We start from the raw sequence: 14,635 nt of genomic DNA, 5'->3' as shown, positions 1-14,635 counted from the left end.
GGCGGGCTGGAAGAGTGGCGGTCATGACCACCATCAGGCTCGTCCAGGGCGACATCACCCGAGAGAGCGCCGACGCGATCGTCAACGCCGCCAACTCCTCCCTGCTCGGCGGGGGAGGAGTCGACGGAGCCATCCACCGCCGCGGCGGCCCCGCGATCCTCGCCGACTGCCGAAAGCTGCGTGCCTCGCACTACGGCAAGGGCCTGCCGACCGGAAAGGCGGTAGCCACCACCGCGGGCGACCTGGACGCGCGCTGGGTGATCCACACCGTCGGGCCCCGCTACAGCCACGAGGAGGACCGTTCTCAGTTGCTGGCCTCCTGCTACCGCGAGTCCCTGCGCGTCGCCGACGAACTGGGCGCCCGGACCGTCGCCTTCCCGGCCGTGTCCGCCGGCATCTACGGCTGGCCGATGGACGACGCCGCCCGGATCGCGGTGGAGACCGTACGGGAGACGGAGACCGCGGTCGAGGAGGTCCGGTTCGTGCTGTTCGACGAGACGGCGTACCGGGCGTTCGCGGGCCAGGTCGCCTGACGCCGAAGGGCCCGTACCCCGACGGCCGAACGTCCCAGGGCGAGGCAAACGGGGGAGCGTGGGGGAAAAGTGCCTGTTCAGGGCTGTCCTGGGGTGGTGAGGGGCCGGGCGTCGGCCCCCGCGACCGGTTGCGGGAGATCTGGCGGGTTCTCACGGTGGGCCTTACGAAACCCTTCGAAAGGACCCCGCATGCGCCCCCTCGTCTCCCGCGGCCTTCTCCTGCCGTCCCTGGTCTGTGCCGCGCTGATCCTGGGCCCGGTCGGCACCGCGGCCGCCGCCGTCGACGCAGGCAGCGCGTCGGACCACGGAGTGGCCCGGACGGCCCTCGCGTACGGCATCGACGACGCCGACACCCTGACGGACCGCCTCGACACGCTGAACCGGTCCGGGCACGGCGGTCTTGTCCAGCCCCTGCAGCCCCTCCTGGGTGCCGTCACCGGCCTCGCCGACCTGAACGGCACCCACCTCGACGCGAGCGAGGCGGCCGCCCACGCGAAGGCCGTGGAGGCGGCGAACACCGAGGTCCGGAAACAGCTGCGGCAGCAGAGTGGCACGGACCGGGCCGCGGCGGCGGCCGACCCGGTCTCCGACCTCCTGGACTCGCTCCAGTCCACGATCGACGACCTGCTCGAGTCGCTGACCTCGCTGGACCTGAACGGTGTGGTGGGCTCGGTCACCGGCCTCCTGGGCACCGTGGTCGACACCGTCACCGGACTCCTCGGCGGCGCACTCCCCTCTTTGCCGACCGCCGCCTGACCCGACGGCAGCACCGCACCCCACGGCACCCCCGCGTGAACGCACGCGGGGGTGCCGCATGTCGCCATGTCCCCAGGACCACACAAAGACCGACAGAGTCATTGCCTCCGCAGTCTTCGGGATCTAGGTTGAGTCGCATCCTGTGCCTCAAAGTCACCAATAGCACACAGGAATTGACGCTCCCTCAGTACGTACACCGCACTGTCGTCCCGAGGAAGGTTCCACCGATGCCCCACCCGTATCTGCCTGCCCCCATCAGCCGCAGGCGTCTGCTGGAGTCGGGGGCCGCCGTCCTCGGCGCCCTCGCGCTCTCCTCCGGACCCCTGGCCGGTCGCGGCCACGCGGCGGAGGGCGCCCCGGAGTGGAACGGCGCCATCGACCTCTTCCAGGTGGGCACCCAGCCCCCGCACACCACGCTCATGCCGTACGCCGACGTCGGCCAGGCGATCGCCGCCGACCGCACCCGCTCGCCGTACCGCCTGAGCCTCGACGGCAGGTGGAAGTTCGCCTACGCCGACCGCCCCGCCGACCGCGACACCGACTTCTACCGCACCGACGTGGACGACACGGACTGGGACACCATCCCGGTCCCCTCGGTGTGGCAGGTGCATGGCTACGACTTCCCGATCTACATCAACATCACCTACCCGTGGTGGGGCCCCAACGGTCTCGGCGAGGAGGCACAGCCGCCCGCCGCCCCGACCCGCTACAACCCGGTCGGCCAGTACCGACGCACCTTCACGGTCCCGAAGGACTGGTCCGGGCGGCGGACCTTCCTCCACTTCGAGGGCGTCAAGTCGGCCCACTACGTGTGGATCAACGGAGAACTCGTCGGCTACCACGAGGACTCCTACACGCCCGCCGAGTACGACATCACCCCGCACCTCAAGCCGGGCACCAACCAGATAGCGGTCGAGGTCTACCGCTACTCCGACGGCGACTGGCTGGAGGACCAGGACATGATCCGGCTGAGCGGCATCTTCCGCTCGGTCTACCTCTACTCCACCCCGGCCGTCCACCTGCGCGACTTCAAACTGGAGACCCCGCTCGGCGACGACTACACGTCCGCCCGGCTCTCCGTCACCGCGAGCGTGCGCGACTACGGCGGCGGCAACGCGGGCCGCTACACGGTCGAGACCCAGCTCTACGACGCGGGCGGCCACGCGGTCTGGTCGCGGCCGCTCCAGCAGGCCGTCACGCTCGACGCGGGCGACGAGACGACCGTACAGGCGGCGAAGGCCGTACCCGCGCCCAAGCTGTGGTCGGCGGAGCACCCCAACCTGTACACCGCGGTCCTGCGGCTGCGCGACCCCGCAGGCAAGGTGATCGAGACGCTCTCGCACCGCGTCGGCCTGCGGGAGTTCGCCCTGAAGGACGGGCTGATGCGCATCAACGGCAAGCCGGTCTCCTTCCGCGGCACCAACCGCCACGAGATGCACCCCGACCGCGGCACCGCGCTCACCCGCGCGGACCTCGTGAAGGACATCACGATCATCAAGCGGATGAACATCAACTCCGTCCGCACCTCCCACTACCCCAACAACCCGCTCTGGCTCGAACTCGCCGACGAGTACGGCCTGTACCTCGTCGACGAGACCAACCTGGAGACCCACGGCATCCGCGACCAGTATCCCGGCAACCACCCCGACTGGAGCGCGGCCTGTGTGGCGCGCGCCCAGAACATGGTCCATCGCGACAAGAACCACGCCTCGGTGGTGATCTGGTCCCTCGGCAACGAGGCGGGCGGCGGCAGCACCTTCGTGAACATGCGCGACTGGATCAAGTCGTACGACACCACCCGCGTCGTGCAGTACGAGGGCGACGACCGGCCCACCATCAGCGACATCCGCTCGGAAATGTACGAGAGCCCCGCGCGCGTGGAGCAGCGTGCCAAGGACACCTCCGACACCCGGCCGTACGTGATGATCGAGTACTGCCACGCGATGGGGAACTCCAACGGCAACTTCAAGAAGTACTGGGACATCGTCCGCCGCTACCCCGTTCTCCAGGGCGGCTGGATCTGGGACTTCGTCGACCAGTCCCTCAGTGAGCCCGTCCCCGTACGCCAGTTGCTGACCGAGAGCGGGCCCGGCGCCCTGGCGGGCGAAGTGCTGCCCGCGAGTGCCAGGTTCGACCGCGACAAGGGCGTCTCCGGCGGCACGGTCTTCGCCCGCGACGCCCGCCTCGACCTCACCGGCTCGCTGACCCTGGAGGCGTGGTTCACCCCGAAGGTGACGGGCAATCACCAGCCCGTCGTGGCCAAGGGGGACACCCACTACGCCCTCAAACAGTCCGGGAAGACACTGGAGTTCTTCATCTACGGCGGCGGCCAGTGGATCACCGCCACCTGGGCGCTCCCGGACGACTGGACGGGGCGGGAACATCATGTCGCCGGTGTCTTCGACGCGGCCGCGGGCACGCTGACCCTCCATGTGGACGGCCAGGTCAGGGCCACCCGGACCACCACCCAGAAACTGAGCGGCAACACCGCGCCCCTCGCGCTGGCCGTCGATGTCGACAACCCCACAAGGGAGTTCAGCGGCACGATCAGGAAGGCGCGCGTGTACGCCCGTGCCCTGACCGCCGCCGAGCTGGCCTCCGAAAGCCGGGGACCCGGTGACGAGGGCGTGCGGTTCTGGTTCGACGCGGCGACCGTGGGGCTCACCGAGAAACGGCCCGCCCAGAAGACCTTCTTCGCCTTCGGCGGCGACTGGGGCGACAACCCCAACGACGGTGCCTTCGTCGCGGACGGTATCGTCACCGCCGACCGCGGCCACACCGGCAAGGCCGCCGAGGTCAAGCAGATCTACCAGGCGGTCAACGCGTCCTGGGCCGCGGACGGGTCGGTGACCCTGACCAATGAACACCTCTTCACCAACCTCCGTGAACTCGACGGTAGTTGGACCCTGTCCGTCGACGGAAAGGTGGTGCAGCGCGGGAGGTTGACACGGGACCAGTTGAACCTGGCACCGCTGTCGAGCAAGACCGTCACCGTCCCGTACAAGCTCCCGAGCGCCCCCGCGCCCGGCACGGAGTACTTCCTCCAACTCTCCTTCACCACCAGGGAGTCCACGCCCTGGGCGCGGGCCGGCTTCGAGGTGGCCAAGCAGCAGCTGGCCGTCGACGCGAACAGCCCGGCGGTGACACCGGTACCGCTCGCCAAGGTCCCGGCACTGACCTACCGGGACGCCTCCGACCAGGTCACCGTCACCGGCAAGGACTTCTCCGTCACCGTCGACAAGGGCAGCGGGACCATCACGTCGTACCAGGCGCACGGCACCCGTCTGATCACCTCGGGCCCCGTCCCGAACTTCTGGCGGGCGCCGACCGACAACGACCACGGCAACGGGCAGCACACCCGCAACCAGACCTGGCGCGACGCCGGCGCGAACCGCAAGGTGACCGACGTGAGCGTGCGGGCCCTGCGGAACCGGGCCGTCGAGATCAAGGTGCGCGGCACCCTGCCGACGACGGCCGAGTCGACGTACGGCACGACCTACACCGTCTTCGGCAACGGTGAGATCAAGGTCGACAACACCCTGCACCCGGGGGCGAGTTCACTGCCGTACATCCCGGAGGTCGGCACGCTCCTGTTCCTGCCGCGCCGCCTGGACCGGCTGCACTACTACGGCCGCGGACCCGAGGAGAACCACTGGGACCGCAACGACGGTACGGACGTGGGGCTCTGGTCCGGGACCGTCGCCGAGCAGTGGACCTCCTACATCCGCCCGCAGGAGAACGGCAACAAGACCGACGTCCGCTGGGCCGCCCTGACCGGTCGGGACGGCGTGGGCCTGCTGGTCTCCGGTGAACCCCTGCTGGAGGTCAACGCCTCGCACTTCACCCCGGAGGACCTGTCCAACGGGGTGCGCCACGACTACCAGCTCACGCCGCGCGACGCCGTCGTCCTGCGGGTCAACCACCGGCAGATGGGCGTCGGCGGCGACAACAGCTGGGGTGCGCACACCCACGACGAGTACAAGCTGTTCGCCGACCGGGACTACGCGTACACCTACCGGCTGCGGCCCCTGACGGACGTGGCCCGGGCGACGGCGGCCTCACGGCGGCCGACGGCCTCCGCCTAGCGCACAGCGCGGGTGGGGCGGCCCGGGACTCCCGGTGACGCCTCACCCGCGTCGGCGAACCAGGCCCGCCGCCACCATCGGACCACACGCCAGCAGCACCGCCAGCACCCCGTACCCGTACGTCAGACTCGCCGTCGCGGCCACCCTGGCGACCAGCAACGGCCCGCCGGCGTCTCCCAGTTCGCGTCCCAGCTCGGCCGCTCCCATCGTCTGCCCCAGCCGTTCCGGCGGAGTCGAGGCCGCGAGCGCCGCGAACCCCAGCGGGGTGATCAGCCCCGTCCCCACGCCGATCAGCGCGGCACCCAGCAGCACACCCGCGAGACCCGGCAGCATCGCGCAGCCCAGACCGGCCGCCGCCAGCAACAACCCGGCGGTCAGTCCACCCCGAAACGTGAGCCGGCCCGCGTCCAACGCCCGCCCGGCGCGCGGCTGTACCACCGCCGCGCAGGCCGCGAGGACCGACACCGCGGCACCCGTCGCCACCGTGCCCAGTCCCGCCACCGCGCCCGACACGGGCAGGAAGCCCACGCCCACCGACAGTGCGGCGGTCGCCCCGGCGAGCGCGGCCGTGGGGACCAGGAACGCCGGGTCGGCCAGCCGCCGCGCCAGGTCGAGAACTGTCTGCCGGGTGCGGGGGAGGGGCGGTACGACGGGTACGGCGATCAGCGCCCACCCCGCCACGGCCGCGCCCAGCACCGCCAGCACCGTGAACAGCAGCCACAGCCCGCCCGCCCACACCAGCACCCCGCCGAGCGGCGGTCCCAGGGTGTAACCGACGGACTTGTAGAAGCCGTAACTCCCGAAGGCCCGCCCGCGTTTGGCGGCCGGATTCAGCCGGGCCACCAGCGCGGACGCGGCGGGAGAGAAGGCGGAGGCCGCCGCACCCTGCCCGAGCCGCGCGGCCCACAGCCAACCGGGGCTGTCGGCGAGGGCGTAGAGCGCGGACGCGACGGCGAAGGCCACCAGTCCGCCGAGCAGCACGGGACGCGCCCCGATCCGGTCGGCGAGCGTGCCGAACAGCGGCTTGAGCACGACCTGACCGTTTCCGGAGGCGGAGCTCGACGAGGACGAGCTGCTCGCCCTGGCGGCCGCCGCCGAGTACCCCAGTGAGCATCCGCTGGCGCGGGCGATTGTGACGTCGGCGTGGGCGAGGGGCCTCCGGATCGCGAGCGCGACGGACTTCGTGGCGACGCCGGGACGCGGGGTGGTCGCGCGGATCGAGGGAGGATCGTCGGCGTCGCCCGCGCACAGGAGCCGGGGCACCGGCCGGGGCACGGGCCGGGGTGGGCGGATCCGGACGGTCGTGGAGGAGAGGGCCCGGGGCGGACGAGCGGGGGCGGTCGTGGAGGAAAGGGCCCGGGGTGGCCGAGGTTGACGAGCGGGGACGGTCGTGAGCTCGTGCGCCGCTTACGGGAGCTCCAGGACGCCGGGCGCAAGGTGCTGTTCGTCGGGGACGGCGTCAACGACGCACCCGCGCTCGCCGCCGCCCACTCCGGCATCGCGATGGGCCGTGCGGGCTCCGACCTCGCGTTGGAGACCGCGGACGCGGTCGTCGTACGGGACGAGCTCGCCACCGTTCCCGCGGTCGTACGGCTGTCCCCGGCCGCCCGCCGACTGGTCCTCCAGAACCTGGTGACCGCGGGTGCCTTCATCACCGGGCTCGTGATGTGGGACCTCCTCGGCCACCTCCCGCTGCCGCTCGGGGTCGCCGGGCACGAGGGCTCGACGATCCTCGTCGGCCTCAACGGACTGCGGCTGCTGCGCGAGTCCGCGTGGCGACCGGGCCAGGTCCCGCCCCAGGACACGCGAGGTTGATGTCGGATTCTCGCCAGCCCGGCCCAGCCGGGTGGTCGATGCTGGACGCATGCAGACGGGGATGTACACCGAGACCGAGCGTTGCGTGCGCGCCGTGCAGTCCAAGGACGCGCGGTTCGACGGATGGTTCTTCACCGCCGTCCTGACGACCCGCATCTACTGCCGGCCGAGCTGCCCGGTCGTCCCGCCCAAGCCCGAGAACATGACCTTCTATCCGAGCGCGGCCGCCTGCCAGCAGGCGGGATTCCGGGCCTGCAAGCGCTGCCGCCCCGACACCAGCCCGGGCTCCCCGGAGTGGAACCAGCGCGCCGACCTCGTGGCCCGCGCGATGCGGCTGATCGCCGACGGCGTGGTCGACCGCGAGGGAGTGCCCGGCCTCGCCGCCCGCCTCGGCTACAGCACCCGGCAGGTCGAACGCCAGCTCCTCGCCGAACTCGGCGCCGGCCCGCTCGCCCTCGCCCGCGCCCAGCGCGCCCAGACGGCGAGGATCCTCATCGAGACCACCGCGCTGCCGATGGCCGACATCGCCTTCGCGGCCGGTTTCTCCGCGATCCGCACCTTCAACGACACCGTGCGCGAGGTTTACGCGCTCGCGCCGGGCGAGCTGCGCACACGCGCCGCGAAGAGGACCGCGCCGGACACGCCGGACACCCCCGGCTCCCTGTCCCTGCGCCTGCCGTTCCGCGCCCCCCTCAACCCCGACAACCTCTTCGGTCACCTCGCGGCCACCGCCGTCCCGGGTGTGGAGGAGTGGCGGGACGGCGCGTACCGGCGCACCCTGCGACTGCCGTACGGTCATGGCGTCGTGGCCCTCACACCCCGCCCCGACCACATCGCCTGCCGGTTGACGCTGAGCGACCTGCGCGACCTGACCGTCGCCATCAGCCGCTGCCGCCGGCTGCTCGACCTGGACGCCGACCCGGTCGCCATCGACGACCAGCTGCGCACGGACCCGCTGCTGGCCCCCCTCGTGGACAAGGCGCCCGGCCGACGGGTCCCACGCACGGTCGACGAGGCGGAGTTCGCCGTACGGGCCGTGCTGGGTCAGCAGGTCTCCACGGCCGCGGCCCGCACCCACGCGGCCCGCCTGGTCACGGCCCACGGCGAACCCGTGGACGACACCGAGGGCGGCCTGACGCACCTCTTCCCGACTCCCGGGGCGCTGGCCGCGCTAGACCCCGGCACACTCGCCATGCCCCGCACCCGCCGTACGACCTTCACCACCCTGGTCAACCAACTGGCCGACGGGAGCCTTCGGTTGGGGGTCGAGCACGACTGGTCCGAGACCCGTGCCCTCCTCCTCGCCCTCCCCGGCTTCGGCCCCTGGACGGTCGACGTCATCGCCATGCGCGGCCTCGGCGACCCGGACGCCTTCCTCCCGACCGACCTCGGCATCCGCCGCGCCGCCCAGGAGTTGGGCCTGCCCGCCACCCCGGCCGCGCTGACGGCCCGCGCGGCGGCCTGGCGGCCCTGGCGGGCCTACGCGGTCCAGTACCTGTGGGCCACCGACAGCCACCCGATCAACTTCCTCCCCGTGTAAGGACGTCCGATGAAGCAGCACACCGTGATCGACAGCCCCTACGGTCCTCTGACCCTCGTCGCCGACGACGGCGTCCTGTGCGGCCTCTACATGACCGACCAGCGCCACCGCCCGCCGGAGGAGACCTTCGGCACGCCGGACGACGGATGGTCCAAGGAGGCCGAGGACCAGCTGACGGCTTACTTCAAGGGCGAGTTGAAGGAGTTCACCCTGGAACTGCGCCTGCACGGAACGCCGTTCCAGCGCACGGTCTGGGAACAGCTGCGCCGGATCCCGCACGGCGAGACCCGCACCTACGGCGAACTCGCCGACGCCCTCGGCAACCCCAAGGCCTCCCGCGCGGTCGGCCTCGCCAACGGCAGGAACCCGATCGGCATCATCGTCCCCTGCCACCGCGTGGTGGGCGCCGACGGCAGTCTCACGGGCTACGGCGGCGGACTGGAGCGCAAGCAGCGGCTGCTGGACTTCGAGCGGGGGGCGGCGCTGTTCTAGCAGCCGCTCCCGGCACCCACCCTGCGCAGCAGCTCGGGCAGTGCCGTGCCGATCGGCTCCCGGATCACCTCGTCGGCGCGGTCGTCGTACGGTGTCGGCTCGGCGTTGACGATGACGAGCCGGGCGCCGTGGTCGGCGGCGACACCCGCGAGGTCCGCCGCCGGCTGGACCTGGAGGGTGGTGCCGACGGCGATGAAGATCTGGCACGCCTTGGTGATGGCGACGGCCTCGCCGAGGACGACGGGGTCGAGACGCTCGCCGAACATCACGGTCGCCGACTTGAGGATGCCGCCGCAGGTCAGGCACGGCGGGTCCGCCTCCCCGGCCTCGACGCGCAGGAGCGCGTCCTCCATCGAACCGCGTGCGTGGCACCTCGTGCACACCACCTGCCGTGCGGTGCCATGCAGTTCGAGGACCTTTCGGGCGGGCATCCCGGCGAGCTGGTGCAGTCCGTCCACGTTCTGCGTGATCACCCGCACCGGCACCCCGGACTTCTCCAGCTCGGCCACCGCCACGTGCGCCGCGTTGGGCTCGGCCGTCAGCGCGCCGTTCGCCCGCCGCATCCGCCACGAGCGGCGGCGGATCTCCGGATCGCCCATGTAGTAGTCGTACGTCACGAGCTTCTCGGCCTCGGGGTCCTTGCGCCACAGCCCGTTCGGACCGCGGTAGTCGGGGATCCCGGAGTCGGTGGAGATTCCGGCGCCGCTGAGGAGGGCGACGAGGGGCTTGGTCATGATGCCGAGGGTAGGACGGGTGATCCGGGTGCGGCGAGTGGATATCCCACCGCCAGGGCGCGAGCAACCATGCGGCCCGACACGCGCTGGATCAGCCCACCCGGTGCCCGTTCTCCAGCTCCGCCGTCCCCGACCCCTCCGCCAGCACGTCCAGCGCGACCAGGACCCGGCGGCCCAGCCCGTCGGGCAGATACTCGGCCAGCTCCTCGCGTGGCACGAGCCGCCATGACAGCAGCTCCTCCTCCTGGAGCCGGATCGCCTTGAGCTCGTCCTCGCCGAGGACACCGCCGTCGTAGAGGTATGCCACCAGCGGCGGCCAGGTCGGCCGGTACACCCAGTCCACCGCGAGCAGCCGGCCGAGGTCGCGGTCGAGCCCGATCTCCTCGAGCGTCTCGCGACGCGCCCCCTGGCGCGGGGTCTCGCCCTCGTCCGACTCGATCGTGCCGCCCGGAAGCGCCCAGCCCTCACGGTAGTTGGGCTCGACGAGCAGGACCCGGCCCGAGGCGTCACGGAAGAGAGCGGCGGCACCGGCGAGGATCCGGGGAAGACCGGCGATGTACGCGGCGAAGTCAGGGGTGGTGGTCATCCTCGAAGGGTAACCAGCATCCGCGGCCGCCTTCACCGGCTCAGCAGGTGGTCACGGTGCTCAGGGGGCGCCCCCGCGGCTTCCGCGCGCCCCGGCCCGGCCGCCTCAGGCCTCCGCCCCCGCCAACCGCACCGTCCGCTCGGCCAGTTCGCTGATGTGCACCCCGTCGAACCTGAACACCGCGCTGCGCACCCGGTCCTCCAGCGGGACCATCCACTGGTCCGGGATCGCCTCCGCCCCGGTGAGCACCCCGGCCACCGAACCGTCCAGGCCGCCCCGGACGGTGAGCGTGATGGTGCGGGTGAAGTCGCCGTCGCCGTACAGCAGAACCGCGGTCAGGACGGCCGCGTTGGGGATCGGGTGGATCCAGCCGAGCCCCGCGGTCTCCTCGGCGACCGTGGTCAGCGTGTCCTCCCAGGTCATCCGGGTGTCGTGCAGGGACGCCACCCGGCGTACCGTGCGGGCGAGGCGGCTGCTCGCCGGGATCACCGCGAGCGCCTGGTCCACGGCGTGGCGCACGGTGCCGGCGGTGAACGCCGCCGAGATCAGCGCCGTCGCCCACATCGCCCCGTACACGCTGAAACCCCGTTCCGCCTTCTGCCCGCTGGCGGGGCCGGCCGCGGTCGACTGCATCGCAAACATGACTCCGCGCGGCGACTGGATGCCTTCGCGAGAGCCTTCGTGAGAGGTGGCAGCACAGCGTCTCTTCGCACCGGCCGCGGGCGCTGCGAGATCCGCCGGATCAAGGTCGCCACAACTCCGTGGACGATCGGCCCCGCCCAGGGAAGCCTGGTTGTACGACATCGGCGCCGGTACGGAGGACTGCGGCACCAGAGGCCTCCTGCGCTCGGTTGGATTCGACACCCCGCGAGGTGTGCGGGATACCGCGTTCTCGTGACCGGCTGGCCGGCAGATCACCCGACCGAGACGAGGACCTCGAACTCGCGCTCACCCGGATTGGACAGAGCGAGTGCTTCTGACTGCTGTGCGTCTTCCGGCAGATCGCTCACGCAGAAATCAACGGCCCATGCAAAATTCAGACAAGGTGCCAGTTATCACCTGGTCGGAATGATGTGTTCCAGTATTCGCCGCTGGAATCCCGCCAGATTCCGTGGCCTCTCGAGCTGGCCATCCTTGCGTTGCATGGTGGGCGTTGGTGGCGGTGGGCGCAAAGGGGACGTTCGAGCGGAGGTGTCGGTTGCCGGTCGCTTTCGGTCATCTTTCTTCCGGTGGTTACTTCTCGGTCGCGGAGCATGGGGTTACCCTGGTAGATGGCTGACATATGTGCCTCGCTGTTTGCGCGGCACGTTTGAGCATGGTCACGGGGGTATGGCGATGGTTGTTTCTGTGTATATCTTAAGGCTCTCCTGTATGTGGTCCGTGGGTGCGTCATGAGCGGCGCAACGCGGGAGAGCATAACTTTTCATGACGAAAGTCATGTCGTCGGCGGGAAGGGTGTACGTATCTTCGTCATCGATCGTGACCCGGTATTCCGCGCGGGAATTCGGGCCATGGTCGACAGCAGTCCCGGTGTCGACCTGGTCGGCGAGTCGGCCACGGCCGGTGCGGTCGGCACACGGCTTGAGCTACTGGGCGCGACGGTGGACGTCTGCGTGATGGACCCGTGCTTCACGGGGGCGGATGGGGTGCCGGTCAGGTGCTCGATCGAGGATCTGGCAACCATGGCCGCTCGGACCAGGGTGCTGGTATTGTCCGGCGCCGACGAGGAAGCCGTGATTGTCCCCGCATTACGCGCCGGGGTGCGTGGTTATCTGAGAAAGGGCGCGTCTCAACAGGAAATCCTGCGCTGCCTGCATGTCATCGCCGCTGGAGGCGCGGCTTTCGGAGTGGGTACCGCCGAAAGATTGAGCTCCTTCTTCGACGGTGCACAGCCGGAGACATCGAATGCCGCGTTTCCGTTTCTCACCGAGCGGGAGAGGCAAGTGCTCGACTTTCTCGCCCGGGGTTACACCAACCGAAGAATCGCCAGGACGCTGGTGCTGTCCGAGAAGACGGTGCGCAACCATGTGTCGCATCTCCTCGCGAAGCTCCAGGTGAACGATCGCACCGAGGCGGCGCTTCGCGCCAAGGAGGCCGGACTCGGCTGTTGACGTCCTGCGGCGCCGCACCGTCGCTTACCCGAGGCACGTCACCGTCCCTTACTCGAGGGGCGGACCAGTCCGGACTCGTAGGCGGCGATGACGAGTTGGGCACGGTCACGCGCCTCCAGTTTGGCCAGGAGCCGACCGACATGGGTTTTCACGGTGCCGTGGCTCAGATGCAGTCGGTTGGAGATTTCCGTGTTGGACAGGCCTCCGGCGATCAGCAGAAGCACCTCACGTTCGCGGTCGGTGACCCCGTCGAGGCCACGGGGCGCGGACGCGAGCCCGTCGAGACGTCCTTCGGGGCGCGCCTCCGGGCGTCGGCAGAACTCGGCGATCAGACGGCGCGTCACGGCGGGGGCCAGCAGGGCGTCGCCGCCCGCGATGACACGGATGGCGGTGAGGAGGTCGGCGGGCGGGGTGTCCTTGAGCAGGAAGCCGCTGGCCCCGGCGCGAAGGCCGTCGAAGACGTACTCGTCGATGTCGAACATGGTGAGGATGAGGACCCGTACGCCGGCGGTCGCCGGTGATCCGCAGATACGGCGGGTGGCCTCGATGCCGTCCAGTTCGGGCATACGGATGTCCATGAGGACGACGTCGGGGCGTTCGCTGCGGGCCATGGCGACGGCCTGGGCGCCGGTGCTCGCCTCGCCCACGGTGGTCAGATCCGGTTCGGAGTCGACCAGTACGCGGAAGCTGCCGCTCAGCAGGGCCTGGTCCTCGGCGATCAGGATCCGGGTCGCGGCGGAGGCGGTCACAGGGACTCCCGGGACGTCGGACGGGCAGGCAGGAACGGCAGGCACGCGGTCACCTGGAATCCGCCGTCGGGATGCGGGGCGGCGGTGAGACTGCCGCCGTACATCATGGCCCGTTCGCGCATTCCGGGGATGCCGTGACCGCCGCCCGTCCTGCTGCGGCGCCGGTCCCGGGCGGGCGGTCCGGCGTCGCGGACCTCCAGGCGCAGGTCGGCCGCGGTCGTCTCGACCCGGACGGTGCAGCGGGTCGGCGCGGCATGGACGAGCACATTGGTGAGCGCTTCCTGCACGATGCGATAGCCGGCCAGGCCGATGCCGTCCGGTACCCGGATGTCAGGGTCCATGACCAGGTCGATCCGGGCGTCCGCGTGCGCGGCCCGCCGGACGAGTGCCGGAAGGTCGGACAGGCCCGGCATCGGGTCCAGATCGGCCGGTTCGGCAGGTTCGCCGTCCGGCGGAACGCGCAGGACGCGCAGGATGCCGCGCATCTCCGTCATGGCCTCCCTGCTGATGGTCTCGATCACCTTGAGCGCATCGTGCGCCTCCTGTGGGCGGGAGGCCAGCAGATGGTTGGCGATGCTCGCCTTGACGGTGACGAGCCCCATGCTGTGGGTGACGACGTCGTGCAGTTCGCGGGCGATCCGCAGGCGTTCGCGGTGCACGGCCTGTTCCTCGCGCCGTGCGGCCTCCACCCGCGCCAGCGTCCGCCGTCCCCGTACCGCGAAGCCGGCGGTCCACACCGCCCCGAGGATCGCGGTGCCGACCACGAGGAACCCCACCCCGTTCTGCCAGGAACGGGGCGACCCCGCCACGACTCCGGCCAGCACGACCGCCGCGCAGAGCATGGCCACCGCGGGCGTCGGGACCAGACGCTGCGACGACGTTGTCAGCGCCAGGGGATACAGCGCGAAAGCCGCGGCGACGAAGGGGTCGACGGCGATCCCGAGGACCACCTGGGACAAGGTGGCGGCCAACACGAGGACGAACACCTGACGGGGCCACCGCCGACGGACCACGAGCGGCACCCCCGTCGCCGCGACCAACGCGCACCGGACCCACAGGGGCACCCGCGCTGGACCGTCCGCACCGGCGATCACCAACGGCAGGAGGATCGTGAGATACGCGAACGAGGCGGCCGCGTCCAGTCCGATCAACTGCCGGTGGCTGAGCCGCTGCGGGAACCGTACGGTCAGGTCAGAGATCGACACCCGGTCCAGGGTAGGGCCGACCCGTCGGG

The 14,635-nt window shown here is 70.9% G+C and carries 11 protein-coding genes and 2 pseudogenes; 7 read left to right on the top strand and 6 right to left on the bottom strand.

Annotated features, from left to right (window positions below; translation table 11 throughout):
- Positions 1-23: 23 nt before the first annotated feature.
- The 3 genes from D1369_RS07305 (at position 24) to D1369_RS07295 (ending at position 5,374) form a co-directional block, all read left to right on the top strand.
- Entirely contained in the window at positions 24-533 is a 510-nt protein-coding gene (locus D1369_RS07305) for an O-acetyl-ADP-ribose deacetylase (RefSeq protein ID WP_007385797.1), read from the top strand.
- Between the two features lie 189 nt (positions 534-722).
- Positions 723-1,289 carry a hypothetical protein gene (locus D1369_RS07300; protein ID WP_037901922.1) on the top strand — a complete coding sequence of 189 codons (567 nt, stop codon included), beginning with the start codon at positions 723-725 and terminating at the stop codon, positions 1,287-1,289.
- A 227-nt stretch (positions 1,290-1,516) separates the two neighbouring features.
- Positions 1,517-5,374 (top strand): glycoside hydrolase family 2 TIM barrel-domain containing protein, encoded by a 3,858-nt coding sequence (locus D1369_RS07295; RefSeq protein WP_007385799.1) that lies wholly within the window; start codon positions 1,517-1,519, stop codon positions 5,372-5,374.
- 42 nt (positions 5,375-5,416) lie between these two features.
- Here the strand turns inward: D1369_RS07295 and D1369_RS07290 are convergent, their stop codons facing one another.
- Positions 5,417-6,505 carry an MFS transporter gene (locus tag D1369_RS07290; protein ID WP_240436170.1) on the bottom strand — a complete coding sequence of 363 codons (1,089 nt, stop codon included), beginning with the start codon at positions 6,503-6,505 and terminating at the stop codon, positions 5,417-5,419.
- Between D1369_RS07290 and D1369_RS43720 the strand changes: the two are divergent.
- The 3 genes and pseudogenes from D1369_RS43720 to D1369_RS07275 form a co-directional block, all read left to right on the top strand.
- Positions 6,414-7,189, top strand: a pseudogene (locus tag D1369_RS43720) (HAD family hydrolase); the annotation flags it as partial. The gene D1369_RS07290 and the pseudogene D1369_RS43720 overlap by 92 nt on opposite strands.
- A 49-nt stretch (positions 7,190-7,238) precedes the next feature.
- A complete protein-coding gene (locus tag D1369_RS07280) occupies positions 7,239-8,729 on the top strand; it encodes an AlkA N-terminal domain-containing protein (RefSeq protein ID WP_272920823.1) in 1,491 nt (496 codons plus the stop codon).
- Positions 8,730-8,738: 9 nt separating this feature from the next.
- A complete protein-coding gene (locus D1369_RS07275) occupies positions 8,739-9,221 on the top strand; it encodes a methylated-DNA--[protein]-cysteine S-methyltransferase (protein WP_007385803.1) in 483 nt (160 codons plus the stop codon).
- On the opposite strand, the gene D1369_RS07270 is transcribed toward D1369_RS07275, so the two are convergent.
- The 3 genes and pseudogenes from D1369_RS07270 to D1369_RS07260 form a co-directional block, all read right to left on the bottom strand.
- Positions 9,218-9,955: a Sir2 family NAD-dependent protein deacetylase gene (locus D1369_RS07270; RefSeq protein WP_007385804.1), complete on the bottom strand. Its 738-nt coding sequence runs from the start codon at positions 9,953-9,955 to the stop codon at positions 9,218-9,220. The two genes, D1369_RS07275 and D1369_RS07270, sit on opposite strands and share 4 nt — an antisense overlap.
- Before the next feature lie 91 nt (positions 9,956-10,046).
- Complete coding sequence (locus tag D1369_RS07265; protein WP_007385805.1) at positions 10,047-10,541, bottom strand: NUDIX hydrolase; 495 nt, start codon at positions 10,539-10,541, stop codon at positions 10,047-10,049.
- 105 nt (positions 10,542-10,646) lie between these two features.
- A pseudogene (locus D1369_RS07260) lies at positions 10,647-11,117 on the bottom strand (ADP-ribosylglycohydrolase family protein); the annotation flags it as partial.
- A gap of 815 nt (positions 11,118-11,932) precedes the next feature.
- On the opposite strand from D1369_RS07260, the gene D1369_RS07255 reads away from it, so the two are divergent.
- Positions 11,933-12,652 carry a response regulator transcription factor gene (locus D1369_RS07255; protein WP_007385808.1) on the top strand — a complete coding sequence of 240 codons (720 nt, stop codon included), beginning with the start codon at positions 11,933-11,935 and terminating at the stop codon, positions 12,650-12,652.
- A gap of 38 nt (positions 12,653-12,690) precedes the next feature.
- On the opposite strand, the gene D1369_RS07250 is transcribed toward D1369_RS07255, so the two are convergent.
- Both D1369_RS07250 and D1369_RS07245 read right to left on the bottom strand, forming a co-directional pair.
- The gene (locus tag D1369_RS07250) at positions 12,691-13,401 is read right to left on the bottom strand and encodes a response regulator transcription factor (RefSeq protein ID WP_007385809.1); all 711 of its coding nucleotides are present in this window, start codon (positions 13,399-13,401) and stop codon (positions 12,691-12,693) included.
- Positions 13,398-14,606 carry a sensor histidine kinase gene (locus D1369_RS07245; protein WP_240436054.1) on the bottom strand — a complete coding sequence of 403 codons (1,209 nt, stop codon included), beginning with the start codon at positions 14,604-14,606 and terminating at the stop codon, positions 13,398-13,400. The genes D1369_RS07250 and D1369_RS07245 overlap by 4 nt, the downstream gene beginning before the upstream one ends.
- Positions 14,607-14,635 lie beyond the last annotated feature (29 nt).

Source organism: Streptomyces sp. CC0208, assembly GCF_003443735.1.
Taxonomy (GTDB): domain Bacteria; phylum Actinomycetota; class Actinomycetes; order Streptomycetales; family Streptomycetaceae; genus Streptomyces; species Streptomyces sviceus.
Note: the sequence above shows the minus strand (reverse complement) of the source record. Positions and strands in the feature narration are given on the sequence as shown.